This is a genomic window from Kribbella kalugense (assembly GCF_004365875.1).
In the GTDB taxonomy this organism is placed as follows: Bacteria; Actinomycetota; Actinomycetes; order Propionibacteriales; family Kribbellaceae; genus Kribbella; species Kribbella kalugense.
Window position 1 is genome coordinate 2,670,284 of sequence record NZ_SODF01000002.1, and the last position, 14,333, is coordinate 2,684,616.

At 69.4% G+C, this 14,333-nt stretch carries 12 protein-coding genes; 8 read left to right on the forward strand and 4 right to left on the reverse strand.

What is annotated here, in order from left to right; all coding sequences use genetic code 11:
• Window positions 1–28: 28 nt before the first annotated feature.
• The gene (locus tag EV650_RS30675; RefSeq protein WP_238174541.1) at window positions 29–2,086 is read left to right on the forward strand and encodes a heavy metal translocating P-type ATPase; all 2,058 of its coding nucleotides are present in this window, start codon (window positions 29–31) and stop codon (window positions 2,084–2,086) included.
• Here EV650_RS30675 and EV650_RS30680 read toward each other — a convergent pair.
• Window positions 2,063–2,608 carry a TetR/AcrR family transcriptional regulator gene (locus tag EV650_RS30680; RefSeq protein WP_134122436.1) on the reverse strand — a complete coding sequence of 182 codons (546 nt, stop codon included), beginning with the start codon at window positions 2,606–2,608 and terminating at the stop codon, window positions 2,063–2,065. The two genes, EV650_RS30675 and EV650_RS30680, sit on opposite strands and share 24 nt — an antisense overlap.
• Window positions 2,609–2,674: 66 nt before the next feature.
• Here EV650_RS30680 and EV650_RS30685 point away from each other — a divergent pair, with 66 nt between their 5' ends.
• From EV650_RS30685 to EV650_RS30715, 7 genes are all read left to right on the forward strand, one after another.
• Window positions 2,675–2,968: a DUF2218 domain-containing protein gene (locus tag EV650_RS30685; RefSeq protein WP_166678321.1), complete on the forward strand. Its 294-nt coding sequence runs from the start codon at window positions 2,675–2,677 to the stop codon at window positions 2,966–2,968.
• 196 nt (window positions 2,969–3,164) lie between these two features.
• Window positions 3,165–4,517 carry a purine-cytosine permease family protein gene (locus tag EV650_RS30690; RefSeq protein ID WP_134122438.1) on the forward strand — a complete coding sequence of 451 codons (1,353 nt, stop codon included), beginning with the start codon at window positions 3,165–3,167 and terminating at the stop codon, window positions 4,515–4,517.
• Complete coding sequence (locus tag EV650_RS30695) at window positions 4,518–6,074, forward strand: hydantoinase/oxoprolinase N-terminal domain-containing protein (protein ID WP_134122439.1); 1,557 nt, start codon at window positions 4,518–4,520, stop codon at window positions 6,072–6,074.
• Between the two features lie 109 nt (window positions 6,075–6,183).
• Window positions 6,184–7,257 (forward strand): S-methyl thiohydantoin desulfurase family protein, encoded by a 1,074-nt coding sequence (locus EV650_RS30700; protein ID WP_134122440.1) that lies wholly within the window; start codon window positions 6,184–6,186, stop codon window positions 7,255–7,257.
• A 76-nt stretch (window positions 7,258–7,333) separates the two neighbouring features.
• Window positions 7,334–8,449, forward strand: a complete 1,116-nt coding sequence (locus tag EV650_RS30705; RefSeq protein ID WP_134122441.1) for an S-methyl thiohydantoin desulfurase family protein — start codon at window positions 7,334–7,336, stop codon at window positions 8,447–8,449.
• Between the two features lie 199 nt (window positions 8,450–8,648).
• Complete coding sequence (locus tag EV650_RS30710) at window positions 8,649–9,719, forward strand: DUF917 domain-containing protein (protein ID WP_202874994.1); 1,071 nt, start codon at window positions 8,649–8,651, stop codon at window positions 9,717–9,719.
• The gene (locus tag EV650_RS30715; protein ID WP_202874996.1) at window positions 9,716–11,248 is read left to right on the forward strand and encodes a PucR family transcriptional regulator; all 1,533 of its coding nucleotides are present in this window, start codon (window positions 9,716–9,718) and stop codon (window positions 11,246–11,248) included. Before EV650_RS30710 ends, EV650_RS30715 begins: the two co-directional genes overlap by 4 nt.
• On the opposite strand, the gene EV650_RS30720 is transcribed toward EV650_RS30715, so the two are convergent.
• The 3 genes from EV650_RS30720 to EV650_RS30730 are packed head-to-tail and all read right to left on the reverse strand — an operon-like array spanning window position 11,232 to window position 14,295.
• On the reverse strand, window positions 11,232–12,200 hold the full coding sequence (locus tag EV650_RS30720) for an aldo/keto reductase (protein ID WP_134122442.1): 969 nt from the start codon (window positions 12,198–12,200) through the stop codon (window positions 11,232–11,234). The two genes, EV650_RS30715 and EV650_RS30720, sit on opposite strands and share 17 nt — an antisense overlap.
• Window positions 12,200–12,949, reverse strand: a complete 750-nt coding sequence (locus EV650_RS30725) for an SDR family NAD(P)-dependent oxidoreductase (RefSeq protein WP_134122443.1) — start codon at window positions 12,947–12,949, stop codon at window positions 12,200–12,202. The genes EV650_RS30720 and EV650_RS30725 overlap by 1 nt, the downstream gene beginning before the upstream one ends.
• Entirely contained in the window at window positions 12,946–14,295 is a 1,350-nt protein-coding gene (locus EV650_RS30730) for an enolase C-terminal domain-like protein (RefSeq protein ID WP_238174542.1), read from the reverse strand. Before EV650_RS30730 ends, EV650_RS30725 begins: the two co-directional genes overlap by 4 nt.
• Window positions 14,296–14,333 lie beyond the last annotated feature (38 nt).

The window sequence follows — 14,333 nt, forward strand, 5'->3', positions numbered from 1 at the left end:
GATACCCCCTAGGGGTATGTTCTCACGCATGGACGAGCATGAGCATCACGGTGGGCATGGGGATCATGCGGCGCAGTTCAAGGACCGGTTCTGGATCAGCCTCGCGCTGGCGGTGCCGGTGGTGTTCTTCAGCGAGATGTTCGCGGACCTGCTCGGGTACACGCGGCCGGACTTCCCCGGCTCGGGGCTGATCGCGCCGGTGCTCGGGACCGTGATCTTCGTGTACGGCGGTCAGCCGTTCCTGACCGGCGGCTGGGGCGAACTGAAGTCGCGCCGGCCCGGGATGATGCTGCTGATCTCGATGGCGATCACGGTCGCGTTCGTCGCGTCGTGGGTGACCACGCTGAAGCTCGGCGGGTTCGACCTGGACTTCTGGTGGGAGCTCGCGCTGCTGATCGTGATCATGCTGCTCGGGCACTGGCTGGAGATGCGGGCGCTCGGCGCCGCGTCCGGTGCGCTCGACGCGCTGGCCGCGCTACTGCCGGATTCGGCGGAGAAGGTGACCGACGACGGGGTCGTCGAGGTGTCGTTGCACGAGTTGCAGGCGGGTGACGTCGTGCTCGTTCGGTCCGGCGGACGAGTGCCGGCCGACGGGACCGTGGTCGAGGGGCAGGCCGAGGTCGACGAGTCGATGATCACCGGGGAATCGCGACCGGTGTCGCGAGCCGTCGGCGACTCGGTGGTAGCGGGAACTGTTGCCACCGACAACGCTCTGCGGGTCGAGATCACCGCGGTCGGCGACGACACCGCTCTGGCCGGGATCCAGCGGTTGGTGGCCGAAGCGCAGGCTTCGTCGTCCCGCGCGCAGGCGCTGGCGGACCGGGCGGCCGCGTTCCTGTTCTACTTTGCTTCGATCGCCGGTCTGATCACGTTCGTGGTCTGGGCGTTGCTCGGCAAGCTCGACGAGGCCGTGACCCGGACCGTGACCGTGCTGGTGATCGCCTGCCCGCACGCCCTCGGACTGGCCATCCCGCTGGTGATCGCGATCTCGACGGAACGTGCGGCGAAGGCCGGCGTACTGGTGAAGAACCGGTTGGCGCTGGAGCGGATGCGGACGGTCGACATCGTCCTGTTCGACAAGACCGGCACGCTGACGAAGGGCGAACCGGCCGTCACCGGGGTCGCCACCGTGGGCGCTGTCTCGCACGACGAGCTGCTGGCGCTGGCCGCCGCAGTCGAAGCGGACAGTGAGCATCCGCTGGCCAAGGCGATCGTGCGTGCGCACGATGCCCAGGCGTCCGGCCTGCGGGTCGGCGGCACCGGAGCCGGTGATGCGGTTGCCGGGAGCAACGGTCGGCTGGTCGCCTCCGACTTCCGCTCGCTCACCGGGCGGGGCGTGCAGGCGGTCGTGGATGGCTCGGAGGTTGCTGTCGGCGGGCCGGCGTACCTGCGGGAGGTTGGCTTGGCCGAGCCCGAAGGGCTGGCGGCCGAGGTCTCGGGTTGGAAAGCTCGCGGGGCCGCGGTGCTGCAGGTCGTGCGGGACGGGCAGGTGCTCGGGGCGATCGCACTGGAGGACGAGGTGCGCGACGAGTCTCGGCAGGCTGTCGACGCATTGCATCGGCGTGGGGTGAAGGTCGCGATGATCACCGGTGACGCGCATCAGGTGGCCGACGCGGTCGCTCGCGAACTGGGAATTGACGAGGTGTTCGCCGAGGTGCTGCCGCAGGACAAGGACGCCAAGGTCGAGGAACTGCAGGCCCGCGGTCTCAAGGTCGCCATGGTCGGCGACGGCGTGAACGACGCCCCGGCCCTGGCCCGCGCCGAGGTCGGCATCGCGATCGGCGCCGGCACCGACGTCGCGATCGAGTCCGCCGGTGTCGTCCTCGCCGCCGACGACCCGCGCGCCGTGCTCTCGGTCATCGACCTCTCCCGGGCCAGCTACCGCAAGATGTGGCAGAACCTGGTCTGGGCCACCGGTTACAACGTCATCACCGTCCCGCTCGCAGCCGGAGTCCTGGCCTTCGCCGGAATCGTCGTCTCGCCGGCTGTCGGCGCGCTGCTGATGTCGATCTCGACCATCGTGGTCGCGCTCAACGCCCAACTCCTGCGCCGGCTCGACCTCTCACCCAGCCGGCTCGCCGCGTAACCCGGCCAGCGTCACCGCGACAAGGCGCCGTACCGCCGCTTTCGACGGTACGGCGCCGGCCGCGGTCAACGCGTGCACGCAGTACGTCGCCAACTCCTTCGGCGGAACGTCATCGCGTACGTCGGTCATCAGGCCGGCGAAGAAGTCGACGAGGTGATCGCGAGCTCTCGCGACATGCTCCGACCGGTGCAATGAGGCCGCAGGCTCTGCATCCGGATGTCCGTGACAGATCAGCGCGTACGTCTCCAGGACGGCCTCGAGGCGGCCCGTTTCCGCCCAGACATCGGTGAGCTGCTGCAGATGATCGCCGACCTGCCGCTCATGCCACGCGACCAGGATCGCGTCGACATCGGGGAAGTACTTGTACAGCGTCGCCCGGCCGAGCCCAGCCCGCTTCGCCACCTCCGACATCGTCACACCGGTCAGCCCACGCTCCGCGACCAGCGCGGCGGTCGCGTCGAGCGTCGCCGCCCGCACGGCGTGGCGATGCGTCGCGATGCTGTCGTCCCACAACTTCGGCACGCGACCAGACTACCTGGACAAACTGTCATTGTTCGAGACACTATGTATCGAAAAAGGAGAACCGGGATGCCGTTCATAGAGGGGTACGCCGAGACCGAACGGGCCGCGCGCTACGTCGAGCAGCTGGGCAGTCATTTCGGGCACGGTCCCGGCGGGATGAAGGTGCTGGCGAGCGCGCCGGGGGAGCTGGTCGTCGACCTCGGCGGCGCAACCTGGACCCTGCGCTCCGAGCCGACCAGGCTGGAGCTGCGGGTCGAGGCGGACGACCCAGGCGTGCTGCGGCAGTTCAGCGAACGGGTGACCGAACGCATCGAAAAGCTCGGCCGCCGGGACCACCTGAAGGTCCACTGGCAGCGGTAAGGACAGGAGGTAGTCGGGAAAAGGCGGGTCCCGCCGCTCGTCCTGAGCGTGCGCGGCGGCGCCGAGACCTACTACCTCCTGTCCTTAGCGAGCAGGGCCGGATGCACAGTCGTCGGCCGTGGGGTGTGCACACTGGACGGTGAAGCCGCCTGCCTGGAGACGTACGTTCGGTGAAATCCCAGGGCTGGAGGTTCTTATGGCCGGTACGACTGTTGGTGCGGACGACTACGCGCTTGCTCGGGTCCCGGAGCACGCGCGGTACTCCTGGTGGTCCGTCGCGACCCAGCGGTTCGGGCAGATCTCGGCGCTCAGCCAGTTCCTGCTCGGCGCGACGCTCGGGTTCGGGATGAGCTTCTGGACCGCGTTCTGGGCGCTCACGCTCGGCGCGGTCATCCTCGAACTGGTGGCGATCCTGATCGGCGTGATCGGCGCCCGCGAGGGATTGCAGACCTCGGTGGTCGCGCGCTGGACCGGCTTCGGTCAGGCCGGCTCTTCGCTGATCGGGCTGGCGATCGGGATCAGCCTGATCGGATGGTTCGGGATCCAGTCCGCGGTGTCCGCGGCCGGTCTGAGCCAGCTGATCGGCGTACTGCCGACGTGGGGCTGGTCGCTCGTCTTCGGTCTCGCGGTGACGCTCGTCGTACTGCGTGGCTTCCACTCGATGGCCTGGGTCGCGTACGTGACCGTCCCGGCGTTCCTCGTCCTGGTCGGCTGGTCGATCATCAGCGAGCTGTCCGACCACAGCCTCAGCTCGCTGGTGAATGCGGCCCCGCCGGGTCCGCATCTCAGCCTGCTCGCGGGTACGACGCTGGTCGCGGGCGGATTCATCGTCGGCGCGGTGATCACCCCGGACATGACCCGCTACAACCGCACTGTCGGTGACGTCGTCAAGCAGACCGTCCTCGGCATCACGCTCGGCGAGTACGTCATCGGCCTGGTCGGCGTACTGCTCGCCCACGCGGTCGGTTCGGCGAACGTGATCACGATCGTCACCTCATCGGTCGGCTGGGTCGGCACCCTGGTGATCATCCTGGGCACGATCAAGATCAACGACTGGAACCTCTACAGCTCCGGCCTTGGCGTCGTGAACTTCATCGGCACCGTCTTCGGCCGGCACGTCAACCGAGCCGTGGTCACACTCGTGGTCGGCCTCCTCGGCAGCGTGCTCGCGGCCGTCGGGATCCTGGACAAGTTCACCGAGTTCCTGACCGTGCTCGGCGTCGCGTTCCCGCCGATCGCCGGGATCATGGTCGCGGAGTACTTCGTCGTGAAGCGCTGGCGCCCCGAGCTGGAAGCGACCAGGTCCGAGGGCACGCTGCCCGCGACCGCGCCGACGTGGGTACCCGCGACGATCATCATCTGGATCGGTGCCGCACTGATCGGCAAGTACGTCGCGTGGGGTCTACCGAGCATCAACTCACTCGTCGTCGGCTTCGCGGCGTACGTCGTGGCAGGCAAGCTCGGCCTGATCCGCGGCGTCGGCACCAGCCGCACCATGGACAGTGAGCGGACCGAGATCAGCACCGTCGTACAACCTGGGAGGATCTGAATGCGTATCGGCATCGATGTCGGTGGCACCAACACCGACGCCGTGCTGCTCGACGGCACCACCGTGCTCGCGGCCAACAAGTCCGCGACCAGTGCGGATGTGACCGCGGGCATCATCGACACGCTGGACCGGCTGCAGGCGGAGAGATCCTTCGACCCGGCGCAGGTCCAGGCCGTCATGATCGGCACCACGCACTTCATCAACGCGCTGGTCGAGGCCCGGCGGTTGGCTCCGACCGCGGCGCTCCGGCTCGGGCTGCCGGCCACCGCGTCGCTGCCGCCGCTGGTCGACTGGCCGGAGCGGCTGGTCGAGGCGATCAGCGGCCGGAGTTATCTGGCCCACGGCGGGCACGAGTTCGATGGTCGGCACATCGCCGAGCTGGACGAGGACGAGCTGCGCCGGCACGCGGGCGACATGGTCAAGCACGGCGTCCGGTCGGTGGCGATCTCGTCGGTGTTCTCGCCGGTGAGCAACGAGTTCGAGCTGGCCGCCGCAGAGATCCTGCGCTCCGAGCTCGGCGACGACGTCGCGATCTCGCTGTCGCACGAGATTGGCCGGATCGGCCTGCTGGAGCGGGAGAACGCGACCATCATCAACGCCGCGCTCCGCGAGCTGGCCGCCAGCATCGTCGACGGTCTGTCCGGCGCGGTGGCCGGCCACGGCATCTCCGCCCCGCTGTACCTGAGCCAGAACGACGGCACCTTGATGGACGTCGACTTCGCCCGCCGGTACCCGGTTGCCACGTTCGCGTCCGGCCCGACCAACTCGATGCGCGGTGCGGCCCTGCTGTCCGGTCTCGACACGTGCGCAGTCGTCGACGTCGGCGGTACGACGAGCGATGTCGGCGTACTCACGCACGGCTTCCCGCGGGAGGCGACGACCGAGGTCGACGTGGCCGGGGTACGGACGAACTTCCGGATGCCCGACGTGCTCAGCATCGGGATCGGCGGCGGCAGTTTGGTGGCTGAAGGCAACGATCAGGTGACGGTCGGGCCGCGGTCGGTCGGCTACCGGCTGACCGAGGAAGCGCTGGTCTTCGGCGGCAAGACGCTGACCGCGACGGATATCGCGGTCGCGGCCGGTCGGGCCGAGATCGGTGACGCCGCCGCGGTCGCCGATTTGGATCCGGCGCTGGTGAAGTCGGCTCTGGCCCGGGTGGCGGCGGACATCGCGGACGCGGTGGAGCGGATGCGTACGTCGCCCGATCCGCTGCCGGTCGTGGTGGTCGGTGGCGGCTCGATCCTGTTGCCGGACGATCTGCCGGGCAGTCTCGCCGTACACAGGCCGGATCACTTCGCGGTCGCCAATGCGATCGGCGCCGCGATCGCGCAGGTCGGCGGCGAGGTCGACCGGGTGTACGCGATCGACCCGGGCCGCCGGGACGCGGTGGTCGACGAGGCACGGCAGGAGGCAGTCGACCGGGCGATCGCGGCCGGCGCGGATCCCGCGGCCGTGCGGATCGTGGACTTCGACGAGGTACCGATCCCGTACCTGCCGGGCAACGCGACCCGCATCCGCTGCAAGGCGGTCGGCGACCTCCGGCTGGGGGCGTCATGAGCGCGGACCTCCAGGCCATCGCAACTGAGCGACGAAGCGCCGGCCACGCGGGGCGCGCGGCCGGAGCCGCGATTGTGATGGCCCTGGTGTCCGGAGTGGAGTGGTTGCGATGAAGCTGCGTGCCGAAGAGCTGGGGCTCCTCGCCCGCGGTGCCGCCGTGCTGGGCACCGGGGGCGGCGGGGACCCGCACATCGGGAAGCTGCTCGCCGAGCGGGCGGTGCGCGAGCACGGTCCGGTGGAGATCGTTGCCGTCGGCGACCTTCCGGACGACGCCTGTGTATTGCCGGTGGCAATGATGGGTGCGCCGACGGTGATGGTGGAGAAGCTGCCGTCGGCGGACCAGATCTCCGTCGCGGTGCAGACCCTCGCGAAGTACGTCGGGAAGACGCCGACCCATATCGCCTGTATCGAGGCCGGCGGGGTCAACTCGACCGTCCCGGTGATCGCCGCCGCGCAGCTCGGGCTGCCGCTGGTCGACGGCGACGGGATGGGACGCGCGTTCCCCGAGCTGCAGATGGTGCTGCCGACGCTGGCCGGGATCGAGGCGACGCCGATGTCGATCGTCGACGAGAAGGGCAATCGCGGCGTGTTCGACACCGTCACGAACGAGTGGGCCGAACGGCTCGCACGCTCGGCGACTGTCGACATGGGCTGCTCCGCGATCGTCTCGCTGTACGCGATGACCGGCGCCGAGATCCGCGGCGCGTTCGTCGCCGGGACGCTCAGCAAATGCGTCGCGCTCGGCCGGGCAATCGAGCGAGCCCAGAGTCAGCACAGCGATCCGGTCGCGGCCGTGGTCGACGAGCTCGGCGGACGACTGCTGCACGTCGGCAAGGTCGTCGATGTGCAACGCCGTACGACGACCGGCTTCGCCCGCGGTGATGCGACCGTCGACGGACTGGACGCGTCGCACGGCGAGGTGATGGTCCTGCGATTCCAGAACGAGCACCTGGTCGCCGAGCTGGCGGGAACCGCGGTCGCCACCACACCGGACCTGATCATCGTCCTCGACACGGAGTCGGGCGAGCCGATCACCACCGAGGCGCTCCGCTACGGCCACCGCGTCAGCGTGCTCGCAGCGCCCGCCGACGAACGCTGGCACTCACCGGCAGGCATCGAGCTGGTCGGCCCGCGCTACTTCGGCTACGACCTCGACCCGATCCGGGCACTGGAGACCGTATGACCGAGCGCAGCGAGGGAATCAGAAAGCACAGCGCGATCCGTGCCTCATGTCCGCCCGGAGCGAAGCGAGGACGGACATGAGCTGGGTGTTGGACATCGAGCACTTGAGGGATCTCGCCCGGGGGGCGGCGATTCTCGGGACCGGTGGTGGTGGGGATCCGTTGATCGGGCGGTTGCTGGTCGAGCAGGCGATTCGCGAGCACGGGCCGGTGACGGTCCTGGACCCGGACGAGCTGGCCGACGACGCGTTCGTGATCCCGACCGCGCAGATGGGTGCGCCGACCGTGATCGTGGAGAAGATCCCGCGCGGCAGCGAACCGGTCGGCGCCCTGCGAGCCCTCGAGAAGCATCTCGGCCGGACCGCGGACGCGACGATGCCGATCGAGTGCGGCGGTATCAACTCGATGATCCCGCTGCTCGTCGCGGCCCGGACCGGACTGCCGGTGGTCGACGCGGACGGGATGGGGCGCGCGTTCCCCGAGCTGCAGATGGAGACGTTCTCGGTGTACGGCGTACCCGGGTCGCCGATGGCGATCGCGGGGGAGCATGACGAGACCGTGGTGATCGACACCGGCATGGACAACAAGCAGATGGAGTGGCTGGCGCGTGGGGTGACGGTCCGGCTCGGCGGGGTCGCGCACATCGCGGAGTACTCGATGACGGGCGCCGAGGTGAAGCGCACCGCCGTACCGCGGACGCTGTCGCTCGGACTGTCGATCGGGCGTGCGGTCCGGGAGGCGCGGGAATCGCATCGGGATCCGGTCGAGGCTCTGCGGGCTGCGCTGGCGCCGACGCTCTACAACCACCTGCGGGTGTTGTTCCGCGGGAAGGTGGTCGATGTGGAACGCCGTACCCTTGAGGGCTTCGCGCGGGGGCGGGCGCGGTTCACGGCGTACGACGGGACGTCCGAGCTCGAGCTGCGGTTCCAGAACGAGAACCTGGTCGCTGAGGTCGACGGTGAGGTGGTGTGCACGGTGCCGGACCTGATCTGTGTGCTGGAGGCCGACACCGCGGAGCCGATCACCACAGAGGGCCTCCGCTACGGCCAGCGGGTCACAGTGGTCGGCATCTCCACTCCTGACCTCATGCGGACACCCGAGGCCCTGGCGGTCTTCGGCCCGTCGTGCTTCGGACTGGACGTGGAATTCAGCCCCGTCGAGCGCCGCGGCGACCTAGTAGTCACCACCCCATAGCTCTCGGCCCGCCGTGCTGACCCCTCCGCGGCGGGCTGAGATTCCACCTCACAGCCGCTCGCGGTGGCAGGATCAACCCCATGACCGTACTGATGCCACGCCTCCGGCGCGGCGGGTCATGGGGCTGTAACTCCCGGCCTTCCCTCGTCGCTCCGGTCGCTTCGCTCCCTGCACTCCTCAGTCCAGGCCGGGAGGCCCCATGACCGTAGTCATCCGGGAGCAAGACCTGGAGGCGTTGGTAGTCGGCGTCACGCTGCTCGGGTCCGGTGGTGGCGGCGACACCGGTGCGTTCGGGCGGATGCTGCGGCGCCGGCTCGGTGCTGGAGAGCTGGTACTGCGCGATGCCTCGGACGTACCGGGTGCGCTGGTGAGTCCAATCGGCGTGGTCGGGGCGACCAGCGTGCTGATGGAGAAGCTGCCCAGCGGCGGTGAGTTCGACACGGCGGTACGGGCGGTCAGCCGGTGGGCCGGCGCGGACGTCACCGGGCTGATGTCGCTGGAGGCCGGTGGGCTCAACGGACTGACCCCGCTGATCGCAGCGCTGGATCTCGGTCTGCCGGTGGTGGATGCCGACCTGATGGGCCGGGCGATGCCGCGGCTGGACCAGTTCTCGTGGGCGGTTGCCGGCCGTTCGCTGACACCCTGTGCGCTCAGTGATCCCAGCGGGCAGGTGATCGTCGTGGACAACGTCGACGCGGGCGGTCTGGAGCGCGCGGTGCGCAGTTTCGTGGCGCACACCGGTGGATGGGCAGTGCTGGCGCTGGCGCCTACCCCGGTGGACGCTGCGGTGGCCGACGCGGTGCAGGGAAGTCTGACGCGGGCTCTGGCGCTCGGCCGCGCCCACGCCGGTCTCGAACCAGGAGCCACGCCAGCTGCCCTTGCCGACGGTTTGGGTGGACGGTTGCTGGCGAGCGGCAGGGTCGAGGAGGTCGCCCGCCACCTGATCGCCGACGGTGGTGCCGCGTTCGGTCGCGGCAGCGTCTGCGTGGTCGACTCCAGTAGCCGAGCAGTCATCCGGATCGAAACCGAGAACGAATACCTTCTGGCGCTGGTCGACGGCAGTCCGGTGGTCACCACACCGGACCTGCTCTGCGTCCTCGACCGCCGTACCCTGCAGCCCATTGCCGTCGACGCCATCCGCACCGGCGACGAGGTCCTGGTGGTCGCGCTGCCTGGTCCAGCGTGGTGGCGGCGCGGCGACCGCATCACCCGTGTCGGGCCGGAAGCGTTCGGCCTGGCATGTGAACCCCAGCTCCTGGAGGCGTCGTGAAGGGACTGCCTCCGTCGTTGGCGGCGATGCTCACGTCACCGGGCTGGCGAGGGGTGGTGGTGCTCGGTGGGGACGCGGATCGTCGGCTGACTGGGTCTGTGGTGGTGATGGAGGTCTCGGTCCATCCGGAGCGGATGGATGGGCAGCTGCTCGTCGTACTGCTGGCGGAGGATCACACGGACTGGCGCATCGATGCTCTGATCAGCCGGGCGTCGGCCGCCGGTGCTGGGGCGGTGTTGCTGGCTGGTGTGGAGCCGTTGGGGCGTGGGGCTCAGCTGCTGGCGGAGCGGTTGCATCTGCCAGTGCTGGGGTCGCCGGATCCGCTGGCGGCACATGAGCACCTGCGCCGCGTCACAACCGAGCCGGAGGTAGTTCGGTCGGACCTGGTGCTCCGAGCCGTGTCGGCGCTGCGCCGGGCGAACGGTGATCTGGAGTCGGTACTGCGGACTACCGCGAGCGTCCTGGAACGCCCGGTCACGTTGGCGGGCGCTGACGGCGGCACGCTGGCCGGTGAGCCCTTGGAGGCAGAGGATCGAGCAGCGCTGGTCGGTACGTTGCCGAGAGTGCCGGTCGGGTGGGCTGCGCCGTACCGGGTCGATTTGCCGGGTGGAGCGGTGTTGATCGCAGTTGCTGTGCTGGGTGTCGGACCGGTCTGCTGGCTGGTGGCCCGGTTGCCTGCTGTGGTGCCGGCCGAGGTTGCCGCCGTACCTGAGGTGCTGAGTGTGGTCGCACCGGCGGTGGGGGAGCGGTTGGCGCTGCGACGGCTGGAGCTGGAGCGGGATGCTCGCCAACGTACGTCGTTGCTCGGTGAACTGCTGCACGGTGAACCGTCGGAGGCTACCCGGCGTCGTGCCGTTGAGGTGGGCTGGCAGCTCGACGGATGGCACACGGGTATCCGGATCGGCGCTGATGGTCAGGTGGACGTCGCAGGCCGCCGGGCCGACGTCGTGGAGGCCTTCGATGCCGAGGGGCTGCGGGCGGTTGTGGTGGAGCAGGGGGACGGATGGTCCGCGTGGATCACCGCCGTAAGCGAGCCGACTGCGACAGCGGTGCAGGAGCAGGCCGCCGCGATTCGGCGGGTGCAGCGGCGGTTGGTGCAGACGGTCGATGCGTACGTCGGTGTTGGCCGAGTGCAGCCTGGTCCGAGCGGAATCGCGACCAGCCTGGCCGAGGCCGGTGATGCATCCGGTCTGGCCCGCGGTCGTGCCGAAACGGGCCGCTTCCTGCACGTCGACCGTCTTGGGTTGGCCCAGCTCCTGCTGGCGTGGACGCGTACCGACACCTTCCAGCCCGCCGCTCAAGCCCTGCTCGCCCCGATCAAAGGCCAGCCCGGCGACCTGGTCACCACTCTGGCTGTCTACCTCGACACCGAGTCCTCCGTCGCCGAAACCGCCGCAGTACTGGGCATCCACCGCAACACCGCAGCAGCCCGGATCACCAAGATCCAGCACCTACTAGGCGTAGACCTCACCAACCCGGACGAACGCCTGGCACTACACCTGGCCTCCCGCACTACTCCTGCGGAGTAGGCGAGTCCTCGCGCAGCAGGCCGGCCGACTTCAGGTCTGACCACAGAGCCGCGGGGACCTTGTCGCGGGACAGCGCTGCGTTGGTGTGGACCTCTTCCGGAGTGCGGCAGCCGACCGCGATCCCGGCCACGGCAGGGTGCGCCAGCGGGAACGCGAGTGCTGCGGCCGGGAGCGTCGTACCGTGCGACTCGCAGATGTCGGCGAGCTTGTTGGCCTTGTCGAGCAGGGCCTGCGCCGCGGGCTCGTAGTTGAAGGTGGCGCCGGCCGCCGGGCGCGGCTGCGACATCAGACCCGAATTGAAGATGCCGACAGCAACGACCTGCACATCGTTCTCGAGGCACGCCGGGAGTACGTCGTCGAGGCCGTCGGGATCGATCAGCGTGTACCGGCCGGCCAGCATGATCACATCGAGGTCGATCTCCTGCACGAACCGGGTCAGCATCGCCGTCTGGTTCATCCCGGACCCGATCGCGCCGATCACCCCCTGCTCGCGGAGCTCGATCAGCGCGGGGAACGCGGTCGCGACCGCGTCTGAGTAGTGATCGTCGGGGTCATGCACGAACACGACATCGAGCCGATCGGTGCCGATCCGCCGCAGCGAGTCCTCGATGCTCCGCAGTACGCCGTCCCGGCTGAAGTCCCACCGCCGCCGGCGCGTGGTGTCGACCGCGAATCCCTCGTCGTCGACCGCGGCTTCGGAGGCGTTGTAGATGATCCGCCCGACCTTGCTGGACAGCACGTACGCGTCGCGCGGCTTGCCCTGCAGCCCGGCGCCGAGCCGCTCCTCGGCCAGACCGAGTCCGTAGTGCGGCGCGGTGTCGAAGTACCGCCAGCCCTCGTCCCACGCGGCGTTGACCGTCTCGACGGCCTCGGTGTCGCTGACCTCGCCGAGCAGGTTGCCCAGCGGTGCCCCGCCGAGTCCGATCCGCTGGTCGTCCGGGAAGAGCTTCATCAGCGGGTCGCCGGGAGTCGCAGGTTCTGCATGCCGCCGTCGACGGCCAGCGCCGTACCTGTCGTCGAGCCTGATAGCGGGCTGGCCAGGTAGGCGATCGCGTTCGCGACCTCGTCCGCCGAGACCAGCCGACCCATCGGCTGCCGGGCTTCGAGTGCGGCTCGCTCGGCCTCCGGGTCCGACGCGACGTCGAGCAATCGGCCGACCCAGGGCGTGTCCGCAGTACCGGGATTGACGCAGTTGACCCGGATTCCTTCGCGGACGTGGTCCGCGGCCATCGCCATCGTCAGGGCGAGGACGGCGCCCTTGCTCGCCGAGTACAGCGCGCGGTTCGGCAGGCCGGCGGTCGCGGCGATCGAGCAGGTGTTGACGATCGCGGCCGACTGCGACTTCCGCAGGTACGGCAGCGCCGCCCGCGTCACCCGGGCGATGCCGACCACGTTGACGTCGAGGACGCGGTGCCACTCGTCGTCATCGTTGGCAGCGACGGTGCCCTGGGCGCCGATGCCGGCGTTGTTCACCACGATGTCGATCCCACCGAGCTGGAGCGCGGCCGCGCTGACCGCGTCCCGGACCGAGCCGTCGTCGGTGACGTCCGCGGCGATCCCGGTCAGCGGCTCGGCGACCTCGGGCTTGAGGTCGAACACGACCACCTGGGCGCCCCGCGACGCCAACAGCGTGGCGGCGGCGAGCCCGATGCCCTGCGCGCCTCCGGTGACAACCGCACGGAGGCCGGCGAAATCGGTCACTTGTTCTCCTTGGTCAGGTCGGTCCAGATCTTGCCACTCGGGTACCGGAAGTCGGTCAGCGTCTCGGCATCCATCTCCGCGCCGAACCCGGGCCGCACCGGTGCCACGTAGTGCCCGTCCCGAATCACCACCGGGTCCAGGAAGTGCTCGTGCAGGTGGTCGACGTACTCGATCACCCGGTCCTGCATCGATCCGCTCACCGCGACGTAGTCGAACATCGACAGGTGCTGGACCAGCTCACACAGTCCTACCCCACCCGCGTGCGGACACACCGGTACGCCGAACTTGGCCGCGAGCAGCAGGATCGCGATGTTCTCGTTCACCCCGGCGACCCGGGCCGAATCGAGCTGCAGCACCGACAGCGACTTGGCCTGCAGCATCTGCTTGAACACGATCCGGTTCTGCACGTGCTCACCGGTCGCAACCTTGATCGGCGCGATCGCCCGCGCGATCGCCGCGTGCCCGAGGATGTCGTCCGGGCTGGTCGGTTCCTCCACCCACCACACGTCGTACGGCGCGAGCGCCCCGACCCAGCGGATCGCCTCGTCCACGTCCCAGCGCTGGTTGGCGTCGATCGCGATCCGGATGTCCGGCCCGACCGCCTCGCGGGCCAGCCGCATCCGGCGTACGTCGTCGTCCAGATTGGCGCCGACCTTGAGCTTGATCTGGGTGAACCCGTCCGCGACCGCCTCCCGGCAGAGCCGGACCAGCTTCGCGTCGTCGTACCCGAGCCAGCCGGGCGTCGTCGTGTACGCCGGGTAGCCGCGCTCCCGCAGTACCGCCTCCCGCTCGGGCCGGCCCGCCTTCGCCGCGCGCAGGATCTCGAGTGCCTCGTCGGGCGTGAGCGCGTCGGTCAGGTAGCGGAAGTCGACCAGGTCGACGATCTGCTCCGGGGTCAGGTCGGACAGTAGCTTCCACAGCGGTACGCCGGCCCGCTTGGCTGCCAGGTCCCACACCGCGTTGACGACCGCGCCGATCGCCATGTGCATGACGCCCTTCTCCGGGCCCAGCCAGCGCAGCGGCGAGTCGTGCACGAGCGACTTCCAGAACCCGCCGAGGTCGTCGAGGGTCGCGTCCAGGTCGAGCCCGACCACGTAGTCGCGGAGCGCCTCGATCGCGGTGGTCTGGATGTCGTTGCCGCGGCCGATCGTGAACGCGAAGCCGTGCCCCTCGAGCCCGTCGCCGGCATCGGTCCGCAGGATGACGTACGCCGCGGAGTAGTCCGGGTCGGTGTTCATCGCGTCGGAGCCGTCCAGGTCGAGCGACGTGGGGAAGCGGACGTCGTACGTCTCGAACTCGGTGAATCGTGGCATCGGCAACCCGATCTGCAGCGGTGGGCGGGGCATCTGAGGGGAATCCTATAGGATATGTGGCCGGTCGGGGA

Coding starts and splice junctions, on each gene's coding strand:
- EV650_RS30685 (WP_166678321.1), top strand. CDS start 2,675: ATGCCGTTCATAGAGGGGTACGCCGAGACCGAACGGGCCGCGCGCTAC.
- EV650_RS30690 (WP_134122438.1), top strand. CDS start 3,165: ATGGCCGGTACGACTGTTGGTGCGGACGACTACGCGCTTGCTCGGGTC.
- EV650_RS30710 (WP_202874994.1), top strand. CDS start 8,649: ATGACCGTAGTCATCCGGGAGCAAGACCTGGAGGCGTTGGTAGTCGGC.
- EV650_RS30720 (WP_134122442.1), bottom strand. CDS start 12,200: ATGAAGCTCTTCCCGGACGACCAGCGGATCGGACTCGGCGGGGCACCG.
- EV650_RS30675 (WP_238174541.1), top strand. CDS start 29: ATGGACGAGCATGAGCATCACGGTGGGCATGGGGATCATGCGGCGCAG.
- EV650_RS30700 (WP_134122440.1), top strand. CDS start 6,184: ATGAAGCTGCGTGCCGAAGAGCTGGGGCTCCTCGCCCGCGGTGCCGCC.
- EV650_RS30695 (WP_134122439.1), top strand. CDS start 4,518: ATGCGTATCGGCATCGATGTCGGTGGCACCAACACCGACGCCGTGCTG.
- EV650_RS30730 (WP_238174542.1), bottom strand. CDS start 14,295: ATGCCCCGCCCACCGCTGCAGATCGGGTTGCCGATGCCACGATTCACC.
- EV650_RS30705 (WP_134122441.1), top strand. CDS start 7,334: ATGAGCTGGGTGTTGGACATCGAGCACTTGAGGGATCTCGCCCGGGGG.